Source organism: Rahnella sp. ATs2 (genome assembly GCF_051851855.1).
GTDB classification, from domain to species: Bacteria; Pseudomonadota; Gammaproteobacteria; order Enterobacterales; family Enterobacteriaceae; genus Rahnella; species Rahnella variigena.
Genome location: NZ_JBLYPL010000001.1, coordinates 12,142 through 37,462 on the forward strand (window position 1 = coordinate 12,142; position 25,321 = coordinate 37,462).

General features: G+C 53.5%; 23 protein-coding genes and 1 riboswitch. Of the genes, 18 read left to right on the plus strand and 5 right to left on the minus strand.

Going from position 1 to position 25,321, the window contains the following annotated elements; genetic code table 11:
- Positions 1-115 precede the first annotated feature (115 nt).
- From ACJY2G_RS00040 to ACJY2G_RS00070, 7 genes are all read left to right on the plus strand, one after another.
- Positions 116-1,174, plus strand: coding sequence for an ABC transporter substrate-binding protein (locus ACJY2G_RS00040; protein WP_112287091.1), 1,059 nt, complete (start codon positions 116-118; stop codon positions 1,172-1,174).
- A gap of 85 nt (positions 1,175-1,259) precedes the next feature.
- Entirely contained in the window at positions 1,260-2,057 is a 798-nt protein-coding gene (locus ACJY2G_RS00045) for an alkaline phosphatase family protein (RefSeq protein ID WP_430319841.1), read from the plus strand.
- 26 nt (positions 2,058-2,083) lie between these two features.
- The gene (locus tag ACJY2G_RS00050; protein ID WP_112287089.1) at positions 2,084-2,926 is read left to right on the plus strand and encodes an ABC transporter permease; all 843 of its coding nucleotides are present in this window, start codon (positions 2,084-2,086) and stop codon (positions 2,924-2,926) included.
- Positions 2,927-2,948: 22 nt separating this feature from the next.
- Positions 2,949-3,734: an ABC transporter permease gene (locus ACJY2G_RS00055; RefSeq protein WP_113876665.1), complete on the plus strand. Its 786-nt coding sequence runs from the start codon at positions 2,949-2,951 to the stop codon at positions 3,732-3,734.
- 2 nt (positions 3,735-3,736) lie between these two features.
- A complete protein-coding gene (locus ACJY2G_RS00060; RefSeq protein WP_430319842.1) occupies positions 3,737-4,729 on the plus strand; it encodes an ABC transporter ATP-binding protein in 993 nt (330 codons plus the stop codon).
- Positions 4,726-5,382, plus strand: coding sequence for an HAD family hydrolase (locus ACJY2G_RS00065; protein ID WP_430319843.1), 657 nt, complete (start codon positions 4,726-4,728; stop codon positions 5,380-5,382). The genes ACJY2G_RS00060 and ACJY2G_RS00065 overlap by 4 nt, the downstream gene beginning before the upstream one ends.
- Before the next feature lie 15 nt (positions 5,383-5,397).
- On the plus strand, positions 5,398-7,050 hold the full coding sequence (locus ACJY2G_RS00070) for a Na/Pi cotransporter family protein (RefSeq protein ID WP_439291008.1): 1,653 nt from the start codon (positions 5,398-5,400) through the stop codon (positions 7,048-7,050).
- Between the two features lie 85 nt (positions 7,051-7,135).
- On the opposite strand, the gene panS is transcribed toward ACJY2G_RS00070, so the two are convergent.
- Both panS and lysC read right to left on the minus strand, forming a co-directional pair.
- Positions 7,136-8,053 carry a ketopantoate/pantoate/pantothenate transporter PanS gene (gene panS / locus ACJY2G_RS00075; RefSeq protein WP_112287084.1) on the minus strand — a complete coding sequence of 306 codons (918 nt, stop codon included), beginning with the start codon at positions 8,051-8,053 and terminating at the stop codon, positions 7,136-7,138.
- Between the two features lie 92 nt (positions 8,054-8,145).
- Positions 8,146-9,534 (minus strand): lysine-sensitive aspartokinase 3, encoded by a 1,389-nt coding sequence (lysC, locus tag ACJY2G_RS00080; RefSeq protein ID WP_430319844.1) that lies wholly within the window; start codon positions 9,532-9,534, stop codon positions 8,146-8,148.
- A gap of 109 nt (positions 9,535-9,643) precedes the next feature.
- Positions 9,644-9,831: riboswitch (Lysine riboswitch) on the minus strand.
- A gap of 228 nt (positions 9,832-10,059) precedes the next feature.
- On the opposite strand from lysC, the gene pgi reads away from it, so the two are divergent.
- From pgi to ubiA, 4 genes are all read left to right on the plus strand, one after another.
- Positions 10,060-11,706 carry a glucose-6-phosphate isomerase gene (gene pgi / locus ACJY2G_RS00085; RefSeq protein ID WP_112287083.1) on the plus strand — a complete coding sequence of 549 codons (1,647 nt, stop codon included), beginning with the start codon at positions 10,060-10,062 and terminating at the stop codon, positions 11,704-11,706.
- A gap of 251 nt (positions 11,707-11,957) precedes the next feature.
- Positions 11,958-12,365: a phosphate-starvation-inducible protein PsiE gene (gene psiE, locus ACJY2G_RS00090; protein ID WP_095924316.1), complete on the plus strand. Its 408-nt coding sequence runs from the start codon at positions 11,958-11,960 to the stop codon at positions 12,363-12,365.
- Positions 12,366-12,454: 89 nt separating this feature from the next.
- On the plus strand, positions 12,455-12,994 hold the full coding sequence (ubiC, locus tag ACJY2G_RS00095; RefSeq protein ID WP_120163848.1) for a chorismate lyase: 540 nt from the start codon (positions 12,455-12,457) through the stop codon (positions 12,992-12,994).
- Between the two features lie 41 nt (positions 12,995-13,035).
- Entirely contained in the window at positions 13,036-13,902 is an 867-nt protein-coding gene (ubiA, locus tag ACJY2G_RS00100; RefSeq protein WP_181955561.1) for a 4-hydroxybenzoate octaprenyltransferase, read from the plus strand.
- Between the two features lie 99 nt (positions 13,903-14,001).
- Here the strand turns inward: ubiA and plsB are convergent, their stop codons facing one another.
- A complete protein-coding gene (gene plsB / locus ACJY2G_RS00105; protein WP_120163847.1) occupies positions 14,002-16,485 on the minus strand; it encodes a glycerol-3-phosphate 1-O-acyltransferase PlsB in 2,484 nt (827 codons plus the stop codon).
- Between the two features lie 130 nt (positions 16,486-16,615).
- Here plsB and ACJY2G_RS00110 point away from each other — a divergent pair, with 130 nt between their 5' ends.
- The 4 genes from ACJY2G_RS00110 to ACJY2G_RS00125 all read left to right on the plus strand — a co-directional run bounded on the left by ACJY2G_RS00110 (position 16,616) and on the right by ACJY2G_RS00125 (position 19,776).
- Positions 16,616-16,984 carry a diacylglycerol kinase gene (locus ACJY2G_RS00110; protein WP_120163846.1) on the plus strand — a complete coding sequence of 123 codons (369 nt, stop codon included), beginning with the start codon at positions 16,616-16,618 and terminating at the stop codon, positions 16,982-16,984.
- A 119-nt stretch (positions 16,985-17,103) separates the two neighbouring features.
- A complete protein-coding gene (gene lexA, locus ACJY2G_RS00115; protein ID WP_095924321.1) occupies positions 17,104-17,712 on the plus strand; it encodes a transcriptional repressor LexA in 609 nt (202 codons plus the stop codon).
- A gap of 298 nt (positions 17,713-18,010) precedes the next feature.
- On the plus strand, positions 18,011-19,375 hold the full coding sequence (gene dinF, locus ACJY2G_RS00120; RefSeq protein WP_430319845.1) for an MATE family efflux transporter DinF: 1,365 nt from the start codon (positions 18,011-18,013) through the stop codon (positions 19,373-19,375).
- Between the two features lie 191 nt (positions 19,376-19,566).
- Entirely contained in the window at positions 19,567-19,776 is a 210-nt protein-coding gene (locus ACJY2G_RS00125; RefSeq protein WP_112287077.1) for a CsbD family protein, read from the plus strand.
- Between the two features lie 203 nt (positions 19,777-19,979).
- Here the strand turns inward: ACJY2G_RS00125 and zur are convergent, their stop codons facing one another.
- Entirely contained in the window at positions 19,980-20,489 is a 510-nt protein-coding gene (gene zur, locus ACJY2G_RS00130; protein ID WP_112287076.1) for a zinc uptake transcriptional repressor Zur, read from the minus strand.
- Between the two features lie 267 nt (positions 20,490-20,756).
- On the opposite strand from zur, the gene dusA reads away from it, so the two are divergent.
- Complete coding sequence (dusA, locus tag ACJY2G_RS00135) at positions 20,757-21,764, plus strand: tRNA dihydrouridine(20/20a) synthase DusA (RefSeq protein WP_113876674.1); 1,008 nt, start codon at positions 20,757-20,759, stop codon at positions 21,762-21,764.
- A gap of 192 nt (positions 21,765-21,956) precedes the next feature.
- Positions 21,957-22,193: an envelope stress response protein PspG gene (gene pspG / locus ACJY2G_RS00140; protein WP_430319846.1), complete on the plus strand. Its 237-nt coding sequence runs from the start codon at positions 21,957-21,959 to the stop codon at positions 22,191-22,193.
- A gap of 395 nt (positions 22,194-22,588) precedes the next feature.
- Here pspG and ACJY2G_RS00145 read toward each other — a convergent pair whose 3' ends face one another.
- Entirely contained in the window at positions 22,589-23,572 is a 984-nt protein-coding gene (locus ACJY2G_RS00145) for a quinone oxidoreductase (RefSeq protein ID WP_430319847.1), read from the minus strand.
- 182 nt (positions 23,573-23,754) lie between these two features.
- Here ACJY2G_RS00145 and dnaB point away from each other — a divergent pair, with 182 nt between their 5' ends.
- Positions 23,755-25,161 (plus strand): replicative DNA helicase, encoded by a 1,407-nt coding sequence (gene dnaB / locus ACJY2G_RS00150; protein ID WP_113876676.1) that lies wholly within the window; start codon positions 23,755-23,757, stop codon positions 25,159-25,161.
- Positions 25,162-25,321 lie beyond the last annotated feature (160 nt).

Consider the following 25,321-nt stretch of genomic DNA (forward strand, 5'->3'; position numbering starts at 1 on the left):
TTAAAACTGCTGCTTTTTCACGCTGACATATAATTATCACAATTGAGCGTTAGATTGGCTTGGTTCTTGCTGGACTAGACCAGCACTTCACACACTACCATCCGGAGCATCCGTTATGAAACAGTTGTTCGCATCTGTGTTAACCAGCGCGCTTGTCCTCTCCTCCTCATCGGTATTTGCCGCTGAGCCTCCTGCTGAACTCCTGAAAGCGGCGCAAGCCGAAGGAACCGTAAACAGCGTCGGTATGCCTGATGACTGGGCGAACTGGAAAGCCACCTGGAGTGATCTGAATACCAAATATGGCCTGAAACACAGCGATACCGACATGAGCTCCGCGCAGGAAATTGCGAAATTCCTGGCGGAAAAAGACAATGCCAGCGCTGATATCGGTGATGTGGGGGCGGCCTTTGGTCCGGTTGCTGTTTCAAAAGGTGTGACTCAACCTTATAAACCTACCACCTGGGATCAGGTGCCAGACTGGGCGAAAGATAAAGACGGTATGTGGGCACTTGCTTACACCGGCACCATTGCTTTTATCATTGATAAATCTCAGGTCAAAGATGAGCCTCACAGCTGGGCTGATCTGCTGAACAGCAAATACAAAGTGACCATCGGTGATGTGAGCACGGCAGCGCAGGCCGCGAACGGCGTGCTGGCGGCAACGTACGCGATGGGCGGCAATGAAAAGGATCTGAAACCAGGTCTGGAATATTTCGGCAAACTGGCGAAAGCAGGGCGTCTTAGCCTGACTAACCCGGTCATTGCTTCTCTGGAAAAAGGTGAAGTGCAGGTCGGCGTGGTCTGGGATTTCAATGGGCTGAGCTATCGCGACAAAATTGACAAAACCCGCTTCGACGTGGTGATCCCCTCTGATGGCAGCATCACTTCCGGCTATACCACCATTATCAACAAATTCGCCAGGCACCCGAATGCCGCCAAACTGGCGCGTGAATACATCTTCTCTGATGCAGGTCAGATCAACTTAGCGCAGGGTTATGCCCGTCCAATCCGTGCTGATCACATCACGCTGCCCGACGATGCCAAAGCCAAACTGCTTCCTTCAAGCGAATACAAAAATGCTCACCCGATTGCCGATCCGGCTGCCTGGGATAAGAGTGCCAAAACCTTGCCTCGTCTGTGGCAGGAAAACGTCATGATCAACATGCAGCAGTAATCCATTAAGCAAAAATAAGAAAAACCGGACAGCGAAAGCATTGGTTCAATGACAACACCTGTTTGAAACGAAAGGCATAAGTGTAATGAAGAGCATTCTGGTAGTACTCGACGGCCTGAATTATCAGGTCGGCAAAGACGCAATGGGTTATTTACAGGCTCAGTGTGCCGCAGGACGCGGCCGCTTGTATCAACTGGAATGCGAACTGCCATCGCTGTCCCGGCCGCTTTATGAATGCATCCTCACCGGCATTACGCCGGTGGTGAGTGGGATTGTGCATAACCACGTTGACCGGTTATCCACGCAACGCAGTATTTTCCATTATGCCCGCGACGCCGGTCTGACCACGGCGGCTGCGGCTTATCATTGGGTCAGCGAATTGTATAACCGCACGCCGTTTGACCCGCCGCGTGACCGCCATACCAGCGATGAGTCGCTGACAATTCAGCATGGTCATTTTTATTACGATGACGGTTACCCCGATTCGCATTTGTTCGACGATGCAGAAAGCCTGCGCCGTCGGCATGACCCCGATTTTATGCTCATCCACCCGATGAATATTGATGATGCTGGCCATAAATTTGGCCTGTCGACGCCGCAATACCGCAACAAGGCACGGACGGCGGACGGCATACTTTCGCGCTATCTGGGCGACTGGCTGGATGCCGGTTATCAGGTGATGGTGACCGCCGATCACGGCATGAACGATGACCGCAGCCACGGTGGTATTTTGCCAGAAGAGCGACAGGTGCCGCTGTTCGTGTTCGGCAGTGCGTTCAGCTTGAAAGACGCCGCGCCGTTGCAAACCGAGCTGTGCGGAACAATTTGCCAGATCCTGAATATTGCCCACGACAAGCCACATTGCGCGGCATTACTGGCCTGAATCCTGTCACTTTTAGAGGATAACCGATGAAAGCTAAGTGGATTGCGGCGCTGTTTATGTTGCCATTTCTGGTGTTTTTCATCGCTTTTCAGCTGGCGCCGCTGGCCTGGATTGCGGTGAGCAGTTTTTACAGCGAAACCTATGAAGCCTGGGGGCTGGGCAATTACAGCGACATTCTGACGTCACCGTTTTATCTGCAGGCGATGCGCTTCTCGCTGGATATTTCCATCTGGTCGAGTTTGTACGGCTTACTTATCGCGTTAGTGGGCAGTTATTCACTTCGCCAGTTGGGTCCGACAAAACTTCACGACTTCGTGATGTCATTTACCAATATGACCAGCAACTTCGCGGGTGTACCGCTGGCGTTCGCCTTTGTGATTTTGCTCGGACTGAACGGCTGCCTGACGCTGCTGCTGAGAAAATATGGCCTGATGGAACACTTCGACCTGTATTCGAAAGACGGGCTGATTGTTCTCTACACCTATTTCCAGATCCCGCTTGGTGTTTTGCTGATGTATCCGGCATTCGATGCCCTGCGCGAAGACTGGCGCGAATCTGCAGCGTTGCTGGGTGCGGGGCGCTGGAGTTACTGGCGGTATATCGGCATTCCGGTGCTGTTCCCGGCGCTTCTGGGGACCTTTGTGATTTTGCTCGCCAATGCACTGGGCGCGTATGCCACGGTCTACGCGCTGACCACTGGCAACTTTAACGTGGTGCCTGTGCGTATTGCGGCGCTGGTGTCGGGAGATATTTCGCTCGATCCCAATATGGGCAGTGCGCTGGCGATGTTACTGGTGGTGCTGATGGCGTTTATCACCCTGATCCATCAGTGGTTATTGCGTAAAAGCTATCTCAGTCAGCGCAGCTGATTGCCTGAAAAAGGAACGTAAGATGTCGCGCTCTGAAGCGATTTACCACCGTGTGGTGATCTGGGTTTTACTGATTGTCCTGATGTTGCCGTTGCTGGCGACGCTGGTGTATGCGCTGGTACTGGAATGGGGCGCCACCATTTTGCCTAGCGGCTTTACGCTCAAATGGCTGGTGGAACTGTGGAGCGATCCGCGATTCCTGATCGCACTCTGGCACTCACTGCTGGTGTGTTTCGGCACGCTTTTCCTGTCGCTGGTGCTGATCCTGCCACTGATGTTTGTGATTGCTTACTACTTCCCGAAGCTCGACGCGCTGATGAATATCCTGATCCTGCTGCCGTTTGCCGTGCCGCCGGTGGTGTCTTCAGTGGGGCTGATGCAGCTTTATTCCGCTGAGCCACTGGCGCTGACCGGTACGCCGTGGATCCTGATTGGCTGTTACTTCACCATCGCCTTGCCGTTTATCTATCGCGCCATCTCAAACAACATGCAGGCCATCAATCTTCGTGACCTGATGGATGCGGCGCACCTGCTCGGTGCCAGCACCTGGAAAGCCGCGCTGCTGGTGGTTTTACCGAACTTACGCAAGGGCGGAATGATTGCCGTGCTGCTGTCGTTCTCGTTCCTGATCGGGGAATTCGTATTCGCCAACCTGCTGGCGGGCAGCCGTTATGAAACGGTGCAGGTTTATCTCTATAACATGCGCAATGGCAGTGGCCATTTCACCAGCGCATTGGTTATCTCCTATTTCATGGTCGTCCTGATTTTCACCTGGGTGGCGAACATGCTGAACAAAGGAAAGAGCTGATTATGTCGTATTTGCAGGTCACTCAACTCAACAAGTCTTACGGCCCGACACAGATTTTCAACAACGTTGATTTCTCGGCAGAAGAGGGCGAATTCGTCACGCTGCTGGGGCCGAGCGGCTGCGGGAAATCCACGCTGCTGCGCTGTCTGGCCGGGCTGACTTCGGTCGACAGCGGAAAGATTCTAATCCAGGGGCAGGATATCGTGCCGTTGCCGCCACAACAGCGCGGGATCGGGATGGTCTTCCAGAGCTACGCGCTTTTCCCAAATATGACGGTGGAAGCCAACGTCGCGTTTGGTCTGAAGATGCAGAAGATACCGGCTTCCGAACTGCATCGCCGCGTGGGAGAAGTGCTGGAACTGGTGGAAATGAACGATTACGCCAAACGTTATCCGCACCAGCTTTCCGGCGGTCAGTGTCAGCGTGTGGCGCTGGCGCGCTCGCTGGTGACTCAGCCGCGTCTGCTTCTGCTCGACGAACCCCTTTCCGCGCTCGATGCCCGTATCCGTAAGCATCTGCGTGAGCAAATCCGCCGCATTCAGCGCGAAATGAACCTGACGGCGATTTTCGTTACTCACGATCAGGAAGAAGCACTGACCATGTCAGACCGGATTGTGCTGATGAACAAAGGACAAATCGTCCAAAATGCCGATGCCGAAACCCTGTATACTGAGCCTGTCGATGCGTTTGCCGCGGGCTTTATCGGCAGCTACAACCTGCTGAGCCCTGAACAGGCGATGGCGCTGACCGGTATTACTTACACGGGCCGCGTTGCCATTCGTCCGGAGTCGGTGACGATATGCGAGCTGATTGAAGGTATTCCGGCTAAAGTTCTCAGCCACAGCCTGCTTGGTAATGTGGTGCGTTATCGTGTTATAGCGCACGGAGTCGAGCTTTCTGTGGATGTGTTAAACCGTTCTGTGGCCTCACTTCGCGCCGATGGCAGCGATATTGGTCTACAGTTAGATCTTGTTACGTTACGGGAAGTTGCATGAAACTGGCGCTGTTTGATCTCGATGAAACCCTGATTAGCGGCGACTGTTCCAGCCTCTGGTCTGCCTACATGGTGGAGAATGGCTGGGTGGCAGATGAGCAGGCTTTCCTGCAACAGGATGCCGCGCTGATGCAACAATATGCCGTGGGTAAGATGGACATGCAGGAGTACATGCGCTGTACTTTGGTGCCACTTGCCGGACGCAGCGAAAGTGACGTCGCGGCAATGGTCGCGGGTTATATTCAGGCTGTGATTGCACCGCGCATTTATGCGCAGGCGCGTGAGTGTCTGGCCGCTCACCGCGCACAGGGCGATCGGACGGTGATTATTTCCGCGTCCGGAGAGCATCTGGTGCGTCCGATTGCCCGTTACCTCGGTATTGAGGAAACGCTGGCGATTGGTGTTGAAATAAAAGACGGGCGCTTTACCGGCGCCACGCAGGGGATGATGACCTATCGCGAAGGTAAAGTGTCGCGTTTGCTTGAACTCATCAATCAGGACGATTCCCTGCTGCAACAAGCCAGTTTCTATTCGGATTCCCATAATGATCTGCCCTTACTGACCCGTGTGGGTCAGCCGGTGGCTGTGAATCCGGACGCCATCCTGCTCCAGCACGCCCGGCAGGCAGGATGGCCGGTCTATGCCTGGCGTTAATGGAGCTGTTCTTTCGTGTTAACCCTTTTGCATCTGTTGTCTGCTATTTCTTTACTCGTATGGGGTACGCACATCGTGCGTACCGGCATCATGCGTGTCTTTGGCGCCAATCTGCGCCGTGTTCTGAGTAACAGTGTCGAGAAAAAACCGCTGGCGTTTGTCGCCGGTATTGGCGTGACCGCACTGGTACAAAGCAGTAATGCGACGGCGCTGCTGGTGACGTCCTTTGTTTCGCAGGGGCTGGTTGCGCTGACACCGGCGCTGGTGATTATTCTCGGCGCAGATGTCGGGACCGCCGTGATGGCGCGTATCCTGACGTTCGATCTGTCCTGGCTTTCCCCGCTGCTGATTTTCGTCGGTGTCGCTTTCTTCCTCAGCCGCAAGCAAACCCGCGCCGGACAAATGGGACGTGTCTGTATCGGGCTGGGTCTGATTTTACTGGCGCTGGAACTGATTGTGGGTGCGGCAACGCCGATCATGCAGGCGTCCGGCGTAAAAGTGTTGTTCTCTTCCCTGACCGGTGATGTGCTGCTCGATGCCCTGACCGGCGCAGTCTTTGCCATCATCAGTTATTCCAGTCTGGCCGCAGTTCTGCTGACGGCAACGCTCGCCGCAACCGGCGTTATCTCACTGAAAGTGTCGTTGTGTCTGGTGATTGGTGCCAACCTCGGCAGCGGGCTGCTGGCGATGATCAATGCCAGCAAAATGAACGCCGCAGGCCGACGTGTCGCACTGGGCAGTACGCTGTTTAAACTGATTGGTTTGGTGATTGTGCTGCCGTTTGTCGGGCCGCTTTCGACGCAGCTGGCGCGACTGGGCATTCCGGACGAAGAGCTGGTGATCTATTTTCACATGTTCTACAACCTGATCCGCTGTCTGGCGATGGTGCCTCTGACCGCGCCGATGGCGAAGATTTGCCAGCTGATGATTGCCGATGTGCCGGAAGATGACCCGCGTTTGCGTCCGCGCCATCTGGACGTCAGTGCGATCGATACCCCGACGCTGGCGCTGGCTAATGCCGCACGTGAAACGTTGCGTATGGGCGACGTGGTCGAACATATGCTGATCCTCAACCGCGAAGTGATGCACGGCAAACTGGCGCAGGATCGCGAAGTACGCCGTCTCGACGATGATGTGGATGTGCTCTACACCGCCATCAAGCTGTATCTGGCTCAAATCAATAAAGAAGGTCTGGGCGAAGATGATTCACGCCGCTGGGCTGAAATCATTGAAATGGCGCTGAACCTCGAACAGGCCGGTGACATTATCGAGCGCATGACCGGCGATATCACGGCCAAATCTCACGCCACGCGCCGGGCATTTTCGCCGGAAGGGCTGGTGGAGCTGGATGCTCTACATGAAAAATTGCAGGATAACCTGCGTCTGAGTCTGGGTGTTTTCCTGTCGAACGACCTGACCAGTGCGCGCCGTCTGCGCCGTTCTAAACATCGTTTCCGTATTCTTGACCGGCGTTATGCGCACGCTCATGTTGACCGTTTGCATCAGCATAACGTGCAAAGCATCGAAACCAGTTCGCTGCACCTCGGGTTGCTGGGTGATATGAAACGTCTGAATTCGCTGTTCTGTGCGGTGGCGTATAACGTGCTGGATCAGGACGAGCAGGAAGATGAACAGCGCGAACCGAATGACGATATGAAACGGGTTTAACATCATCGGTCGTTAAGAAAACAAATGGTTCGTTAAGAAAACAACGGGCGCTGTAAAAAGCGCCCGTTGTTTTATAAGAGGAGAGTTAGTCTTTTTTAACCGGTTTACCGGACCAGTAACCGGCAAGCAAAGAACCCGACAGATTGTGCCAGACCGAGAACAGCGCACCTGGCAGCGCGGCCAGCGGGGTGAAGTAGATTTTCCCCAGCGTCGCCGCTAAACCTGAGTTCTGCATCCCGACTTCCATCGCCAGCGTGCGGCAGGTGGTTTCGTCAAAGCCAAACAGTTTCCCGCCCCAGTAGCCGCTCAGCAGGCCGATGCCGTTGTGCAGGATCACCGCCACAATCACGATAAGGCCGACGGAGCCAATAAAACCCTGACTGCCCGCGACCACGGCGCTGATAATTGCCACGATGCAAATCATGGAGAAAAGTGGCAACAGCGGTTCGATGCGTTTCACGGTTTTCGTGAACAGATGATGAATAATCAGACCGGCTAAAATCGGGATCACCACGATCTGCAAAATGCTCAGCAGCATGCCTTCCACATCCACCTTGATGTGTGTATCGACATACAAACGTGTCAGCAGCGGGGTTGCGAAAACGCCCACCAGCGTGGAGACAGCCGAAATGGTCACGGAAAGCGCAACGTCACCTTTGGCAAGGTAAATCATCACGTTAGAAGCCGTTCCGCTGGCCACGCTGCCGACCAGGATCATGCCCGCCGATAAATCTGCAGGCATATGGAACAACTTCGCCAGTACCCAGGCCGCCAGCGGCATCACCAGATAATGCAGGAATGTCGCCGCAGCGACCGGGCCGGGACGTGAAAGAACGCGTTTGAAATCACCGAATTCGAGGGTAACGCCCATCGCGAACATAATCAGCATCAGCAGTGTGGAAACGTGCGGGCCGATTGGGGTGAATGTGCCGGGCGAATAATAGGCCGCGACGGATAACAGCACGGCCCACAGCGGGAACAGGCGGGTTATTTTAGCTAACATTGAGGATGATCCTTGTCTTTGTTGTTTTGCAAAAGTACAGACAAAAAAAGACCGGGCACATGGCCCGGTCTTCTCATATACCGCGCCCGTAATTATTCGAACAGGTTGCGGTGTAGAGTTTTAACGACCTGATCCGCATCATTGCCCGGCACCAGGAAGCACAGGTTGTAGCTGCTTGCGCCGTAGCAAATCATGCGGATATTGAACGGATCCAGCACGCCGAACACTTCTTTGCCGACGCCGCAGGCCTGTGACAGTTTGTTGCCGATGATGGCGACCAGCGCCAGATTTTCTTCCACTTCCACGCGGCACAGTGAGGATAATTCTGTCAGCAGCGAGGTGGTCAGCAGGCTGGCATCAGAAGAGGTCGAACCGGTGGTATCCAGCGTCAGCGCTACGCTGACTTCGGATGTGGTGATGAGATCCACGGAAATGCTGTGACGAGCCAGAATGCCAAACACTTCGGCGAGGAAACCGCGTGAATGCAACATGCTCAGGCTGTGCAGCGTGACCAGCGTTTGTCTGCGACGCAGGGCAATCGCGCGGAATAGCGGCGGGTTGTCAGTGGTATCACACACTAACGTGCCACCGCCCGACGGATCTTTGCTCGAACCGACAAACACCGGGATCCCGCGACGTACTGCCGGCAGTAATGTGGCAGGATGCAGAACTTTCGCGCCAAATGTCGCCATTTCAGCGGCTTCTTCAAAGGCGATATGATCAATGCGTTTTGCCGCGGGCACCAGACGTGGATCGGTGGTGTAAATCCCCGGTACGTCCGTCCAGATATCGACACGGACGGCGCTCAGCGCTTCGCCCAGCAATGCAGCGGTGTAGTCACTGCCGCCACGGCCAAGTGTCGTGGTGCGGCCTTTGCCTTCAGAACCGATAAAGCCTTGTGTGATAACCAGCGCGTCCTGCAGTCGCGGTTGCAGTTGCTGAACGGTCAGCTCGCTCAGTACCTGCGTGTCCGGTTCAGCACGACCGAAACGATCGCTGGTGCGCATGATTTTACGCACGTCGAACCACTCCACCGGCACGTTGCGCTGGCGGATGATTTCTACAAATAACAGCGTGGACATCAGCTCGCCGTGGCTGACCAGTTCGTCAGTCAGTGCCGTTGATGTCGCGAGGCTGGCAGCTTCGGACAACATGGCGATGTTTTCCAGCATGCGGGTCAGCTCTTCACGGATCACCGTCGGATTGTCCAGACGGTCAATAATGGCATTCTGGATACGGCGAATTTCATCAAGCAGGAACGCCCGGCGTTCGGCTTCTTTGCCTTCGGCCAGCTCGACTAATAAATTGGTGACGCCCGCAGAGGCGGAGAGAACAACCAGACGCACTTCAGGGCGCGACAGAACGATATCTGCACTGCGATTCATGGCGTCGAAATCCGCTACGCTGGTACCGCCGAATTTGGCGACGATAACGTTGCCCAGAGGCTGCGGGTTGGCGTTGCGGGTTGCTGCGTAATTCATGTAAAACCTCGTGTCAGGGTCGTCATACCAGACGGCCATCTATTCCATAAACTTTAAGAATTGGCACAAGGGGAGAGCGGGAAGGGGGCAGACGTAGAAATGCTACGATACACCCAGAAGCGCCCCACCTTGTCGACATCCTCTCGGATGCCCGGTGACAACCCAGGGGATTCAGCCCCTGTAGTCGATCATATGCCTGCCGCGGGCTTCAGACCTCGGCGTCGCTCCCCCTGATGTACCTTCGTAGGATTCGGCTCCTCCGATACACTTCCTGGGCGACGCGCCTCTTCTGGCTCACGCGACACGCGCGCGAGTTAGGTGCTTAGGAATAACGGGTTATGGCGCGTCTGTCAACGGTCTCGCGGCCCTTGCGCCACATTTTGAACGATTCTCATCTAATATTGTTCTCTGTCATTGTGATTTAGCAGATCTGACCTATCGCAAGAAAAGGCATCTCTTCCCGGGAAGTTCAGGATACAATCGGGACAGTTACCTCATATTTATTCTCAGCCTAAGAGCATTGCTATGAAAAATATCAATCCAACTCAGACCGCTGCCTGGCAAGCCCTGCAGCAGCATTTCGACAAGATGAAAGATGTGCAGATTAGCCATCTGTTTGCTGAAGATGGTGATCGTTTCTCCAAATTCTCTGCCACGTTTGAAGACCAGATGCTGGTCGATTTCTCCAAAAACCGAATCACTGCAGAGACGCTGGACAAACTGCAGGCGCTGGCGAAAGAGACCGACCTTCAGGGCGCCATCAAATCGATGTTCTCTGGCGAGAAGATTAACCGCACAGAAGACCGTGCCGTGCTGCACGTTGCCCTGCGTAACCGCAGCAACACGCCGATCGTCGTGGACGGCAAAGATGTGATGCCGGAAGTGAATGCGGTTCTGGCGAAAATCAAAGGTTTCACCGAGCGCGTTATCGGTGGCGAGTGGAAAGGTTATACCGGTAAGGCCATCACTGACGTGGTGAACATCGGTATCGGCGGTTCAGATCTCGGTCCGTTCATGGTCACCGAAGCGCTGCGTCCGTACAAAAACCACCTGAATATGCATTTCGTCTCCAACGTGGATGGCACGCACATCGCCGAAACGCTGAAAGACTTGTCACCGGAAACCACGCTGTTCCTGGTCGCATCAAAAACCTTCACCACCCAGGAAACCATGACCAACGCCCACAGCGCGCGCGACTGGTTCCTGAAAACCGCTGGCGACAACAAACACGTGGCGAAACACTTCGCGGCGCTGTCCACCAACGGTAAAGCGGTGAGCGAGTTTGGTATCGACACCGACAACATGTTCGAATTCTGGGACTGGGTCGGCGGCCGTTACTCACTGTGGTCTGCAATCGGTCTGTCCATCGCCCTGTCTGTTGGTTTTGATAACTTCGAACAACTGCTGAGCGGTGCTCACGCGATGGATAATCACTTCGCGAATACCCCGGCGGAGAAAAACCTGCCTGTTCTGCTGGCGCTGATCGGTATCTGGTACAACGATTTCTACGGCACCGAAACCGAAGCGATTCTGCCATACGACCAGTACATGCACCGTTTTGCTGCTTACTTCCAGCAAGGCAACATGGAATCTAACGGTAAGTTCGTTGACCGTAACGGCAACCCGGTAGATTACCAGACGGGCCCGATCATCTGGGGCGAACCTGGCACCAACGGCCAGCACGCGTTCTATCAGCTGATCCACCAGGGAACCAAAATCATCCCTTGTGACTTCATCGCGCCGGCCATCAGCCATAACCCGCTGAGCGATCACCACGCCAAACTTCTGTCTAACTTCTTCGCACAGACAGAAGCGCTGGCGTTCGGTAAATCTCTGGATGTCGTCGAGAAAGAATTCGCGGATCAGGGTAAAAAACCGGAAGACGTTAAACACGTTGCACCGTTCAAAGTGTTCGAAGGTAACCGTCCGACCAACTCTATCCTGCTGCGTGAAATCACGCCTTACAGCCTGGGTGCGTTGATCGCGATGTACGAGCACAAAATCTTTACTCAGGGCGTTATCCTGAATATCTACACCTTTGACCAATGGGGCGTAGAGCTGGGCAAACAGCTGGCGAACCGTATCTTGCCAGAGCTGGAAGACGACAAAGATGTTACCGGTCACGACAGCTCGACTAACGGTTTGATTAACCGCTTTAAAAACTGGCGCTAATCCCTCGTTATCCTTCGCGCTGACCCGGCATTGGCTGCCTTCACGAATCCCGGTCACATACTTGTGTATGCTCCCGGGAGTTCACTCAGTTGCAGTCTGGATGCAGCACGAATGATTTAGAGGGACGGGCCAAAATATTTCTAAATAAAAGGGTTAGCCTTCACCGGCTGACCCTTTTTTAATGCTCGTTTTCTGGTGCGGACTCTGTGGTATTCTGCGGGTATTCATAACAAAAGTGGGATGTAGATCACATGGCAGGATCAAAACGCGCAATGATGATATCCGTCATTATGCAGCGAATCTTGAACGTTTTCTTGTTGGGACTGGCCGCGATCCTGATGATTTTTATCGGGCGCGAGACGTATCATCTGGCGATGGTATTGTTCGTGAATAACGACCAGTCTTCGTCGTATTTACTGATAGAGGGGATTGTCATTTACTTCCTCTATTTCGAGTTTATTGCACTGATTATCAAATACTTTTCCTCGGGCTATCACTTCCCGTTGCGCTATTTTATTTACATCGGTATCACCGCGATTATCCGTCTGATTATCGTCGACCATAAAAGTCCTTATGACACGCTGGTTTACGCCTGTGCGATCCTCGTGCTGGTCGTGACGCTGTTCCTGGCTAACGGCGAACGTTTGCGCCGCGAATAAAACAGGCCATTACTGACCCGCATTCATGCGCTAGAATGCGGGGCAGATAATTCATTGGAGGTATGAATACCTTCATTACGGAGCCGTTGATGTCTGATTCCCATTCCCCCGAACAATCCCCGATCCACTGGTTTGACGATCCCTCGCAGGTGCCTGCAGATGTCGCCGACTGGCTGATGGAAATGGGATCCATGACCCGCCGGTTCGAAAAGCAGGGTGTTACCGTCACCGTGAAGCCGCAAAACGAATGTTTTGTCAGCCGCGAGGAATTGGGTGAAAGCGAAGCACAGCAGTTGCCGGAAAGTGCCCGTTACTGGATCCGCGAAATCGTGCTGTTTGGCGATGCCGAACCCTGGCTGTTGGGCCGCACGGTCATTCCTGAAGAAACGCTGACCGGGCCAGACCTGGCGCTGGTCGATCTGGGCACCGTGCCGCTCGGACGCTATCTGTTTAGCGGCAACAACCTGACCCGCGATTACATTCACTTAGGGCAATTACAGAGTGAACAGGGCGATTTATGGGCGCGTCGTTCCCGCCTGCGGCTTTCAGACAAACCGCTGCTGCTGACGGAAATTTTCCTGCCGGACTCGCCGGTGCATCGCCCCGAGGGTAAAGTGAGCAAGGCATGAGCCAGACTAATCAACAAGGAGAACAGAGAGTGTCAGGAAGTATGACTCAGGGCACATGGCGTGATTACTGCCGCCTGATGCGTATTGATAAACCTATCGGCTCGCTGTTGCTGCTGTGGCCAACATTATGGGCATTGTGGGTGGCCGGTGGTGGAATGCCATCTGCTAAGATTTTGCTGGTGTTCGTACTGGGCGTTTTCTTTATGCGTGCAGCCGGTTGCGTGGTGAACGACTACGCAGACCGTAAATTTGACGGTCATGTAAAACGGACCGCGAACCGTCCGCTGCCAAGCGGTGCGATCACCGGTAAGCAGGCGAAAATGCTTTTTGTCGGGCTGGTGCTGGTGTCCTTCCTGCTGGTTCTCCTGCTCAACCGCATGACCATTTTGCTGTCTCTGGCCGGGCTGGCGCTGGCATGGATTTATCCGTTTATGAAGCGGGTCAGTCATCTGCCGCAGGTCGTTTTGGGCGCGGCGTTTGGCTGGGCAATTCCGATGGCGTACGCGGCGGTAAGCGAAAGCGTACCGCTCAGCTGCTGGCTGATGTTTGCCGCCAATATCTGCTGGACGGTGGCTTACGATACGCAATATGCCATGGTGGATCGCGATGATGATTTGAAAATCGGCGTGAAATCGACAGCGATTCTCTTTGGTCGTTTTGACACGCTGATTATCGGCCTGCTGCAACTTGCCACACTGGTTCTGATGGGATTTGTGGGACATCTTTCACAACTTGGCGCACCGTTCTACTGGTCGCTGCTGCTGGCCGCTGCGCTGTTTATGCATCAGCAAAAGCTGATTGCTAAACGCGAACGCGATGCCTGTTTCCTGGCTTTCCGTCAGAACAACTATGTCGGACTGGTGCTGTTCCTCGGCATTCTGATGAGCTTATCAGCGTTCAGTTTCTAAGATTTCCAGACCAAAGACGGCATCCATAAAAAACGCCCGGACTCTGTAAAAAGTCCGGGCGTTTTGTTTTACCAGCCAGCAGGCGTTCGCTAATACCGGTTAATGATCGGTATCGCGCACATCCATTTTCGGCTCAGCCGGTGGCTCTGTCGGTTGTGGCAGCTCAGAAGGCATTCCCGCACTTTCGATCGTCAGCTTGATATCCGGCGTCATCAGATCACTGAGCATGATGTAAATCTCACGCGTTTGTTCCTGAATCGCATCACCGGTGTCACTGATATAACCCTCAGCGCGCAATGTGCCGACCAGCGTTGAGAACACTGCTTTGTCGAAGAATTCAGGTGCATTGATACCGTGTAAAACGGACAAGCGCTGCGCCATAATCCGGCTCTCTTTCTCCAGCGCACCGCGGTTGATGCTTGGATTATTGGTGAGCAGCGAGAAAGTAATGGCATAGCGTTGCAGCGTTTCACGCACACCCGCGGCCAGCAGTTGCAGGGTACGGATACGCGCCGGGTTCAGGGTCAGTTCATCGTCTTCCAGATGAATGATTTGCTGACGTGCCAGTTCCAGCGTCAGAACATCCAGTACCTGCGGCAGCTCTGACTTATCGAAATGCATAAACAGTTCAGCTTTGAGCATCGGGTAAATCAGTTCCACCTGACGCAGTAATTCTGCGCGGGTGACCTGACGGTGATGCATCACGATGCTTGAAATCAGTGACGGCAATACCAGCATATGGTGGATATTGTTGCGGTAATACGTCATCAGAACAGCCTGCTCGCGCGGCAGAACGATGATGTCACCGATGTTGTCTTTCTCGACCTGGAACTTGTTCATGTTCAGCGCGTGATCGAGCAGCTGATCGGCGGTCAGATCAGGCACCGTCGAATCTGCGTTATACGGCACGTTACGCAGCAATTGCAGATAGCAGTCGATTTGTTCGGTCAGCTGTTCACGGGTCAGTGAACGCTGACGCGATGCCAGCAGCGCGGTACAACACAGGTTCATGGCGTTAGCCGCGGCTGAGTTGTTAATACGCACCATAATCTGCTCTGCCAGATCCTGCACCGTTGGCGTCAGCCAGCTCGGACGCTGCGCTTCGATTGGGTCGATCGCTTCACGCCAGGTAGGTACATTCTGGTTCAGGTAAGTGGTTAGATGCAGCGGCTCGCCGAAGTTCACATAACCCTGACCGAGGTTGCGCAGCTTGCGCAGCCCGTTCAGCATCTGCGTCAGGCTTTCTTTCTCTTTGGTCGCACCGCGTAATTCTTTGGCGTACGTGCCCACTTCCATCACGTGCTCGTAACCGATGTAAATCGGCACTAACGTAATCGGACGTGAACCGCCGCGCAGCATGGCCTGAATGGTCATCGCCAGCGTACCGGTTTTCGGTTCCAGCAGACGTCCGGTTCGTGAACGGCCACCTTCCACAAAGTATTCGACCGAATAACCGCGGCTGAACAACTCACCCAGATATTCGCGGAAAACGGTGGAATAAAGCTTGTTGCCTTTAAAGGTACGACGGATGAAGAACGCACCCAGACGACGGAAAATCGGGCCAGCCGGCCAAAAATTCAGGTTGATACCGGCAGCGATATGCGGCGGCACCAGCCCCTGGTGATAGAGCACGTAAGACAGCAGCAGGTAATCCATATGGCTGCGGTGGCAGGGCACATACACAATTTCCTGACCATCGAGCGCCAGCTGACGGACACGCTCAGCATTGTTGACGTTGATGCCTTTATACAAGCGATTCCACGTCCAGCTCAGCACGCGGTCTGACAGACGCACGGCCTCATAAGAGAAGTTCGCCGCGATTTCTTCCATCAGCGCGATAGCATTCTGCTGGGCTTTTTCGTGGGAAATTTTCTTGCTGCGGGCTTCGTCTTCGATCGCTTTTTCGATGGCTTTGGAAGCCAGCAATTTATTGAATAAATCCTGACGCGCCGGAAGACGCGGGCCGACCGCTGCCAGACGCTGGCGGGAGAAATGCATACGCGCCACGCGTGCCAGTTTCTGAGCGATGGTTTTGTCGGTGCCGTGCTCTGTCGCCATATAGCGCAGGGAAACGGTATTGGAGAAACGGACAAAACTGTCACGTCCGAGCCACAGCACGGCAAAGAATTTCTGGATGCCATTCAGTACGCGCAGATGCGGCGTATCATCCTGACCTTCACGGCCCGGCGCACGACCAAACATCACGGAAACCGGCAGCATCTGGATGTCTAAATCCGGATTGTTGCGGTGCAAATCCAGATAGTCGTGGAACAGCTTTACGGATTCCTGCTTCGGCGTGTAATACGAGAACACGCGCGGGCCTTCAGCAATGAAAACATGGCTTGGCAGCAGCGTTCCGTCGATTTCCAGCGGAATAAGGGGATCGGGCAGATTCTCTGCCAGACATTGCGCACGCAACGTCAGCAAGTCTGCTTTGGAGTTGTAAGGCAATACGTACAAAATCGGGCGCGTCGGGTCCAAATGCAACTCGGTAACCGGATCTGAAGGTATGACCTTGCTCTTTACCAGCAATGAGAGTGGTAAATTCAATAATGTGTAATAAAGTCTACGCCAACCTGACATAAAAACGTGAAGCCTCTTGTTAGCCATTTCGCCGCAAGGATACCAGAAAGATCCGTGGAGATCTGTGGTCATATAAAAGCTAAAATACGGCACACTTTTAAGGACAACCCTTCAAGGATCAGTACCCGAAATGGCGAACCAAGTCACTGGATTTACCCGAATTTATAAAGCGGCCGGATATTCCTGGAAAGGATTGAAAGCCGCATGGCAGAACGAAGCGGCTTTTCGCCAGGAAGCCAGCGTGGCTATCCCGTTAATTTTGTTATCTTTCTGGCTCGATGTCAGCACGGTTGAACGCATTTTACTTGTAAGCTCCGTGATGCTGGTCTGCGTCACCGAGTTGCTCAACAGTGCGGTGGAATGCGCGATTGACCGTATCGGCTCTGAGTTTCACGTGCTCTCAGGGCGGGCAAAAGATATCGGTTCTGCTGCCGTACTTCTGACCATCATATTGGCGATTTTTGTCTGGGTCAGTATCTTTTGGCCGCGATGGTTCTGATCTGGAATCTGTATTCCAGGAATCACCGTTATGCCCTGTTTTTATTCAATCTTAGGTTTTCATTGACCGTTTAGCTGTATATACTCACAGCAAGACTGTATAAACAACCAGGGGGCGGAATGAAAGCTTTAACGACCAGACAACAAGAGGTCTACGACCTTATTCGCGATCATATCTCCACCACCGGTATGCCACCGACTCGCGCAGAGATTGCATCGCGTCTGGGTTTCCGTTCTCCCAATGCGGCGGAAGAACACCTGAAAGCGCTGGCACGTAAAGGCGTTATCGAGATTGTCTCCGGTGCATCTCGTGGTATCCGTCTGCTGATGGAAGAAGAAGAAGGTTTACCGCTGATCGGCCGCGTTGCCGCCGGTGAACCGTTGCTGGCACAGCAACATATCGAAGGGCATTATCAGGTTGATCCAGCGATGTTCAAGCCGAGCGCCGATTTCCTGCTGCGCGTCAGCGGTATGTCGATGCGTGACATTGGTATCCTCGACGGCGATTTGCTGGCCGTGCATAAAACGCAGGATGTGCGTAACGGCCAGGTTGTCGTGGCGCGTATCGACGATGAAGTCACCGTGAAACGCCTGAAAAAGCAGGGCAGCGTGGTGCAGTTATTGCCTGAGAACAGCGAATTCCAGCCGATCGTGGTGGATTTGCGCGAACAGAATTTCAGTATTGAAGGGCTAGCCGTAGGCGTCATCCGTAACGGCAACTGGATCTGACCTTCGTACTTCGAGCTGCAGACGCGTTGGCTGCGTGCGTTCACCCGAATCACTGACTCATGTCAGCTCATCGGGATTCTCTTACTTGCCGCCTTCCTGCAACTCGAATTACTCGGTCAGAAATTGCTGAGTCAGCAATTGCCGGGTCAGAAATAGAAAACTAAAACTAATTGAATATGGATGGCGGCCGCCTCTGGCATCCATGTGAATTCAAAGAGAAATGCGTTTCTCTCATCATCGCCCCTTTCGGGGCGATGTCATTTTGGGCATAACCTGAACCTCCGGCATGAGATTCTCTATGCAACATCATTCCCTGCGACAATCATTTAAAAACACCTTTCTAAGCCCCGCAGATAAAGCACTCTGGACGCTGGCGTTACCGATGATTTTTTCCAATATCACGGTGCCTCTTCTTGGTCTGGTGGATACCGCAGTGATCGGTCATCTCGACAGTGCCGATTATCTCGGTGGTGTGGCGGTTGGTTCGATGGTCACGACTTTCCTCTTCATGATGCTGCTGTTTCTGCGCATGAGCACCACCGGCATGACCGCACAGGCGCTGGGCGCAAAAGACAATCAGTTGCTGGCACGTGCTTTTGTGCAGCCCTTTTTGCTGGCGGTGCTGGCCGGTGTCATCATCCTGTTATTTCGCCATCCGCTGATGGAGCTGGCGTTTCATGTTGTGGGTGGCAGTCAGTCGGTGCTGGAACAGGCGAGGCTGTTTATCGAAATCCGCTGGTACAGTGCGCCTGCTTCTCTGGCGAATCTGGTGATCCTCGGCTGGTTGCTGGGCATCCAGTATATTCGCGGGCCGGTGATTTTGCTGATCGCGGGAAATCTGCTGAATATTATTCTGGATATCTGGCTGGTAATGGGGCTGGGGCTGAACGTACGTGGTGCGGCAATGGCAACTGCCAGTGCAGAGTATTTCACGTTGTTCATCGGGCTGTATTTAGTCTGGCGTGTCATGAAACGACGCGGTATCACCGGTGCAGAAATCACCGGTGCGTGGCGCGGTAATTTGCGCCGTCTTCTCGGACTTAACCGCGACATCATGCTGCGCTCATTGCTGTTGCAGCTATGCTTTGCCTCACTGACCATACTGGGTGCGCGGCTGGGCAGCCACATTGTTGCGGTCAACGCTGTTCTGATGAACCTGCTGACCTTTACCGCATTTGCACTCGACGGCTTTGCGTATGCCATCGAAGCCCATTCCGGTGAGGCATTCGGTGCGCGCAATCGCGAAAAGCTGCTCAACGTGTGGCATGCCGCGTGCCGTCAGGCCGGACTGGTGGCGCTGGCCTTTGCGCTAATTTATGCCGTAGCCGGCGGGGCGATTATAAATGCGCTCACATCACTCCCCGAATTGCGCGAGCTGGCGGATCATTACCTCGGCTGGCAAATTGTATTGCCGCTGGTGGCGGTCTGGTGTTATCTGCTCGACGGGATGTTTATCGGTGCCACGCGCGGGCGGGATATGCGTAACAGCATGGTGGTTGCAGCGCTCGGATACGGGCTGACGCTTCTGACTTTACCGGTACTGGGAAACCATGCGTTATGGCTGGCGCTGACCGTCTTCCTCGGCTTGCGCGGGATTTCACTGGGCTGGATATGGCGTCGTTACTGGCAGCGCGATACCTGGTTTTCTTCTCCCGGACACTGAATTGGCAGTGTTTTATCAAAAAGATAAATGTTCTTTTGCCGTTATTTCCTGCTTTGGAATAATCCTAATAATGGTTTTTATCCCTGTTCGGGGAGGATTAATCCAGATTCTCTACTAACCTTAGAAGTGTTAAGGACGGGCTGCCGGAACAAAACGCAGCTCCATAAACCCAAGGTAACAGGAGATATTTTATGAATAAGGACCAAGCCGACGGTAACTGGAAACAGTTCAAAGGGAAAGTGAAAGAAAAATGGGGCAAACTGACCGATGACGACCTGACAGTGGTTGAAGGTAAACGTGATCAGTTGGTTGGTAAGATTCAGGAGCGTTACGGCTATCAGAAAGATCAGGCCGAGAAAGAGCTCAAGGAATGGGAAACCAGCAACAAATATCACTGGTAATACGCGACTCCCCCTCGCGTGTCAGTGACGTATCCTGAGATTTAGCTGCTCCTACCCGAAACGCTTCAGGATACGGGTACACGGATGTACCCAACTGTATGTCTTCACTACTTAATGTCTTCACTTCTTAGCTTTTGCACTTCACTTCTTAGCTTTTTCACATACTCAGCTTCAGTAAATCCCCGCTCAAATACCCAAATCCCTTAGCGTTTTTTCACCACAATACTATGGTCATGATCGCAGTGCTCATGGCTGTCACAGGTTTCCACAACCTTACATTCCCCGCATAAACCGTGGGCTTCCACGACAGAATGGCGAAGCTCAAAGCCGGATTCCGTCGCCAGTTTCGCCAGACGCTCTTCAATACCGTCAGTGGTTTTTTCTGTCACCAGCCCGCATCGGTCGCAGATGAACAGCGCAGACGTGTGGCTCGGCTCTTCGAAATGGTGGCAAAGCACGTAGCTGTTAGCCGACTCAACCCGATGGATAAAGCCTTGTTCAAGCAGAAAATCCAGCGCGCGGTAAACGGTTGGCGGTTTTGCCTGTGGCTCGCTGACACGCAGCAGATCCAGCAAATCGTAGGCGCTGATGGCACCGGGTTGTTGCGCCATCAGGCGCAGTACTTCCAGCCGCTGCGGCGTAAGACGAACATTGCGCTGCTGGCAAAGTTCTTCAGCTTGCGAAAGTAATTTTTCCGGATTATTCAGGGTCATAGCAACGTTCTCTGAGCGCAGATTGGGATCGACAGGCCACAACATGCGACCATTGTTGATTTTATCATGCTTAGGCTAAAACGACGAATTATGCGCCATTCATTAAGATGTATTGCGGCGACGTTATTTCTCTGCACGATGGCGCAGGATGCCGAATCTTTGTTCTGTGGTATAATCACCGATTAACTTCTCTCTGGCGTTGCGTCAGAGAGAGCGCCACGAACCCCTTCAGCGAATGTCAGGCCGATGTCAGAAACTCAACACGCAATGCCCCAGACCACTCCGTTTTCCGCTCAGCGTTTTTCCGTTGCGCCGATGCTCGACTGGACCGATCGCCACTGCCGCCATTTTCACCGGCTGATGACCGGCCAGACGTTGCTGTACACCGAAATGGTGACTACCGGTGCCATTATTCATGGTAAGGGGGATTATCTCGGGTTTGGCGACGCTGAACATCCGGTGTCATTGCAGCTTGGCGGCAGCAATCCTGCCGATCTGGCACATTGCGCTAAACTGGCAGAAGAACGCGGTTATGACGAAATTAACCTCAACGTCGGTTGCCCGTCGGATCGCGTGCAGAACGGCATGTTTGGTGCCTGTCTGATGGGGCAGGCGTCGCTGGTAGCGGACTGCATCAAAGCCATGCGCGATGTGGTTTCAATTCCGGTGACGGTCAAAACCCGTATCGGTATTGACGATCAGGACAGCTACGAATTCCTGTGCGATTTCATCCGTCAGGTGTCTGAAAACGGCGGCTGCGATACCTTTATTATCCATGCGCGCAAAGCCTGGCTTTCCGGTCTCAGCCCGAAAGAAAACCGTGAAATCCCGCCGCTCGATTACCCGCGTGTGTATCAGCTTAAGCGTGATTTCCCGCAGCTGACGATGGCGATTAACGGCGGCATTAAAACGCTCGAAGAAGCCAAAACGCATCTGCAATTTATGGATGGCGTGATGGTCGGTCGCGAGGCTTACCAGAATCCGGGCATGTTGCTGAACGTCGATCGCGAGCTGTTTGGCTCCGACGCGCCGCTGAAAACCGGGCCGGATATTATCCGCGCGCTGTATCCGTATATCGAAGCGGAACTGAGTAAAGGCACCTATCTGGGCCACATTACCCGCCATATTCTTGGTCTGTTCCAGGGCGTGCCGGGCGCACGTCAGTTCCGTCGTCACCTGAGTGAGAACGCTCATAAAGCCGGCGCGGGCATTGATGTGGTTGAACAGGCATTGCAGATGGTCGCTCAGCAACAGGAAATGGCGGCACAGGCCTGAAAATCAGGTGAGTAAAATCACTATCTGTTAGTCAAATTTACTATCTTTTCGCAGGCCATTCGTGCCTGCGAAATATTTTCTTCTTGTAATTCAATCCATTATTTATCCCGTCACACTGGCACGTTTCTTGTAATAGCTAACGTGTGTTCTGACATCACGTCTTATTGCACATGGCTTATTAAGGAGCACCCGATGCTGGAAATTCTCTTCGTGCTTGGTTTTTTCTTTATGCTGATGCTGACCGGCATTTCGTTGCTGGGCATGATCGCTGCGCTGATCGTCGCATTCGCAGTAATGATGTTGGGTGGCTTTCTGGTGATTGTTATAAAAATGTTGCCTTGGCTGATTTTGGCCGTGGTTGCCGTGTGGATTTACCGGGCATTTATCAAACCGGATCAGCCAAAATATCGCCGCCGCCGTTTACCGTAATTTCTACTGTCGATAACTAGTTTCTGTAACTGCATGAAATACTGGTGATTAGCGGGGGTATTTTGAGCACAAAAAAATGTAACCGTTGCAGCGATAACTTTTGCTTATGTGCTAGCGATCACAAGCTGGGTCAGAATGTGCGGTCGAAATGCATAAATCATATTTTTTAACATGGGTGACTGTTAGGATGGAATTCATTGGCAGCCGTCAGGCTGTAAACCGAATTCATCAAGTCCGCTGAGGCATACAATAGTCGCTTAAGTGACATCGCCCTGCGGATTTACCCGGCAGTACCCTACAGCAGTACCCGTCTGAAATCAGAGGTCGTCTGAGTCAGACAGTAAGAAAGGCTTTCACATCTGTGAAAGCCTTTTTTGCATTGGCTTAGGGAACTGTTATGGGATCAGTAAACTTGAGCCTTGTGTCACGCGGCTTTCCAGCGTTTCGTGCGCGCGTCTGGCTTCGGAGAGCGGGAATTTCTGCGCATCGCTGACGTCCACTTTTATCGCGCCGCTGGCAATCAGTGAAAACAGCTCGCTGCTCGCGTTTGCCAGTTCTTCGCGGTTGGTCACGTAGCCATTCAGGGAAGGGCGCGTCACGAACAGCGAACCTTTCTGATTGAGGATCGCCAGATCCACGCCTTTCACCGGGCCGGAAGCATTGCCGAAACTGACCAGCAAACCGCGACGTTTCAGGCTGTTCAGCGATTTCTCAAAGGTGTCTTTACCGACGGAATCGTAAACCACGCCGACTTTTTCACCGCCGGTCAGCTCCGCCACGCGGGACGCGATATCTTCTTTCTGATAATTAATCGTCGCCCAGGCACCGGCCTGTTTCGCGCGTTCGGCTTTTTCGTCCGAACCCACAGTTCCGATCAGTTTAACGCCCAGCGCTTTCGCCCACTGGCAGGCAATCAGACCGACGCCACCGGCCGCAGCATGGAAAAGAATGGTTTCGCCGGCCTGCACTTCGTGGGTCTGGCGCAGTAAATAGTAAACCGTCAGTCCTTTGAGGAAGGACGCCGCCGCCTGTTCAAAACTGATGGCATCCGGCAGCAGGGCGATTTTTTCCTGCGGCACGTTATGGAATTCACTGTAAGCACCGAGCGCCGATTGCGCGTAGACCACGCGGTCGCCCGGCTTAACACCGGTCACGTCGCTGCCGACTTTACTGACAATCCCTGCCGCTTCAGTCCCTAAACCGGCCGGAAAACTGGCGGGCGCATAAAGACCGCTGCGCACGTAAGTGTCGATATAGTTGATACCGATGGCCTTATTCTCAACCTGAACTTCGCCAGCCTGCGGATCTTGTGGCTGATAATCAACGTATTGCAGAACGTCTGGAGTGCCTGTCTCAGAAAACTGGATGCGCTTTGCCATGTTTATCCCTCGTGATGGAGTCTGATTTCAACCCTAGGCTAAATGTCCGGGACAATCCAGATTTTCGGCACTAAGGGTTAATACCCTTTTGAAATGGTTTATACTGTCGCGCGAGTCTGGCTCTGATTTTTGGAAACCGGACGCTCATAAAACAGGCGCTTAGAGCAGGAACTATTCCACAGATGGCAGCAAAAAAACCGACCAATCAACAGAACGAAAACCGCGATCGCCAGATGGAAGGATTGAAACTTCCGCCGCATTCGCTGGAAGCTGAACAATCCGTTCTGGGCGGGCTGATGCTGGATAACGAACGCTGGGATAACGTCGCCGAGCGTGTGGTCAGCAATGACTTCTTCAGCCGCCCGCATCGCCTGATTTTCACCGAAATGCAGCGTTTGCTGGAGATGAGCAAACCGATCGACCTGATTACGCTTTCTGAATCCCTGGAACAGAAAGGCGAACTGGATTCCGTCGGCGGTTTCGCCTATCTGGCTGAGCTCTCGAAAAACACCCCAAGTGCGGCGAATATCGGCGCTTATGCCGACATCGTGCGTGAACGCGCAGTCGTTCGCGAAATGATTTCCGTCGCCAATGAAATTGCCGATGCGGGTTATGATCCGCAGGGGCGCAGCAGCGAAGACCTGCTGGACTTAGCCGAATCCCGCGTATTCCAGATTGCCGAATCCCGCGCCAGTAAAGACGAAGGCCCGAAAAGCATCGACCGTATTCTGGAAAGCACCGTTTCGCGTATCGAAGAACTGTTCCAGCGCCCGCACGACGGCGTAACCGGTGTGTCCACCGGCTATGCGGATCTCGATAAGAAAACCGCCGGTTTGCAAAAATCGGATCTGATCATCGTGGCGGCACGTCCGTCGATGGGTAAAACCACGTTTGCGATGAACCTCGCCGAAAATGCGGCGATGATGCAGGATAAACCGGTCTTAATCTTCAGTCTTGAGATGCCCGGCGACCAGATTATGATGCGTATGCTGGCGTCGCTTTCCCGCGTCGATCAGACCAAAATCCGTACCGGTCAGCTTGATGACGAAGACTGGGCGCGAATTTCCAGCACCATGGGGATCCTGCTCGAAAAACGTAACATGTATATCGATGACTCGTCCGGCCTGACGCCAACGGAAGTCCGTTCGCGCGCGCGCCGTATCTTCCGTGAACACGGCGGTCTGAGCCTGATCATGATTGACTATCTCCAGCTGATGCGCGTTCCGTCGCTGTCCGATAACCGTACGCTGGAAATCGCCGAAATCTCCCGCTCGCTTAAAGCGCTGGCGAAAGAATTGCAGGTGCCGGTGGTGGCGCTGTCGCAGCTTAACCGAAGCCTGGAGCAACGCGCCGATAAACGCCCGGTCAACTCCGACTTACGTGAATCAGGTTCCATCGAGCAGGACGCCGACTTAATCATGTTCATCTATCGTGACGAGGTTTATCACGATAACAGTGAAGAAAAAGGCATCGCGCAAATCATCCTCGGTAAACAACGTAACGGCCCGATCGGTACCGTCCGCCTGACCTTTAACGGTCAGTGGTCACGATTTGATAATTACGGCGGCCCGCAATACGACGAAGACTAGTGCGGAGCTAGCTTACTTGCCATTTTGAACCCGGGCAGTGCTCACTTTTTTTGGAAAGATTGGCTCACGTACTTTGTGTACGCTCCGGTTTTTCCGCGCTGGCCGTGTCCAAACTGGCCGCGACGCTGACGCCCCTAAGCATTAGCGGTTAGGTTAACAC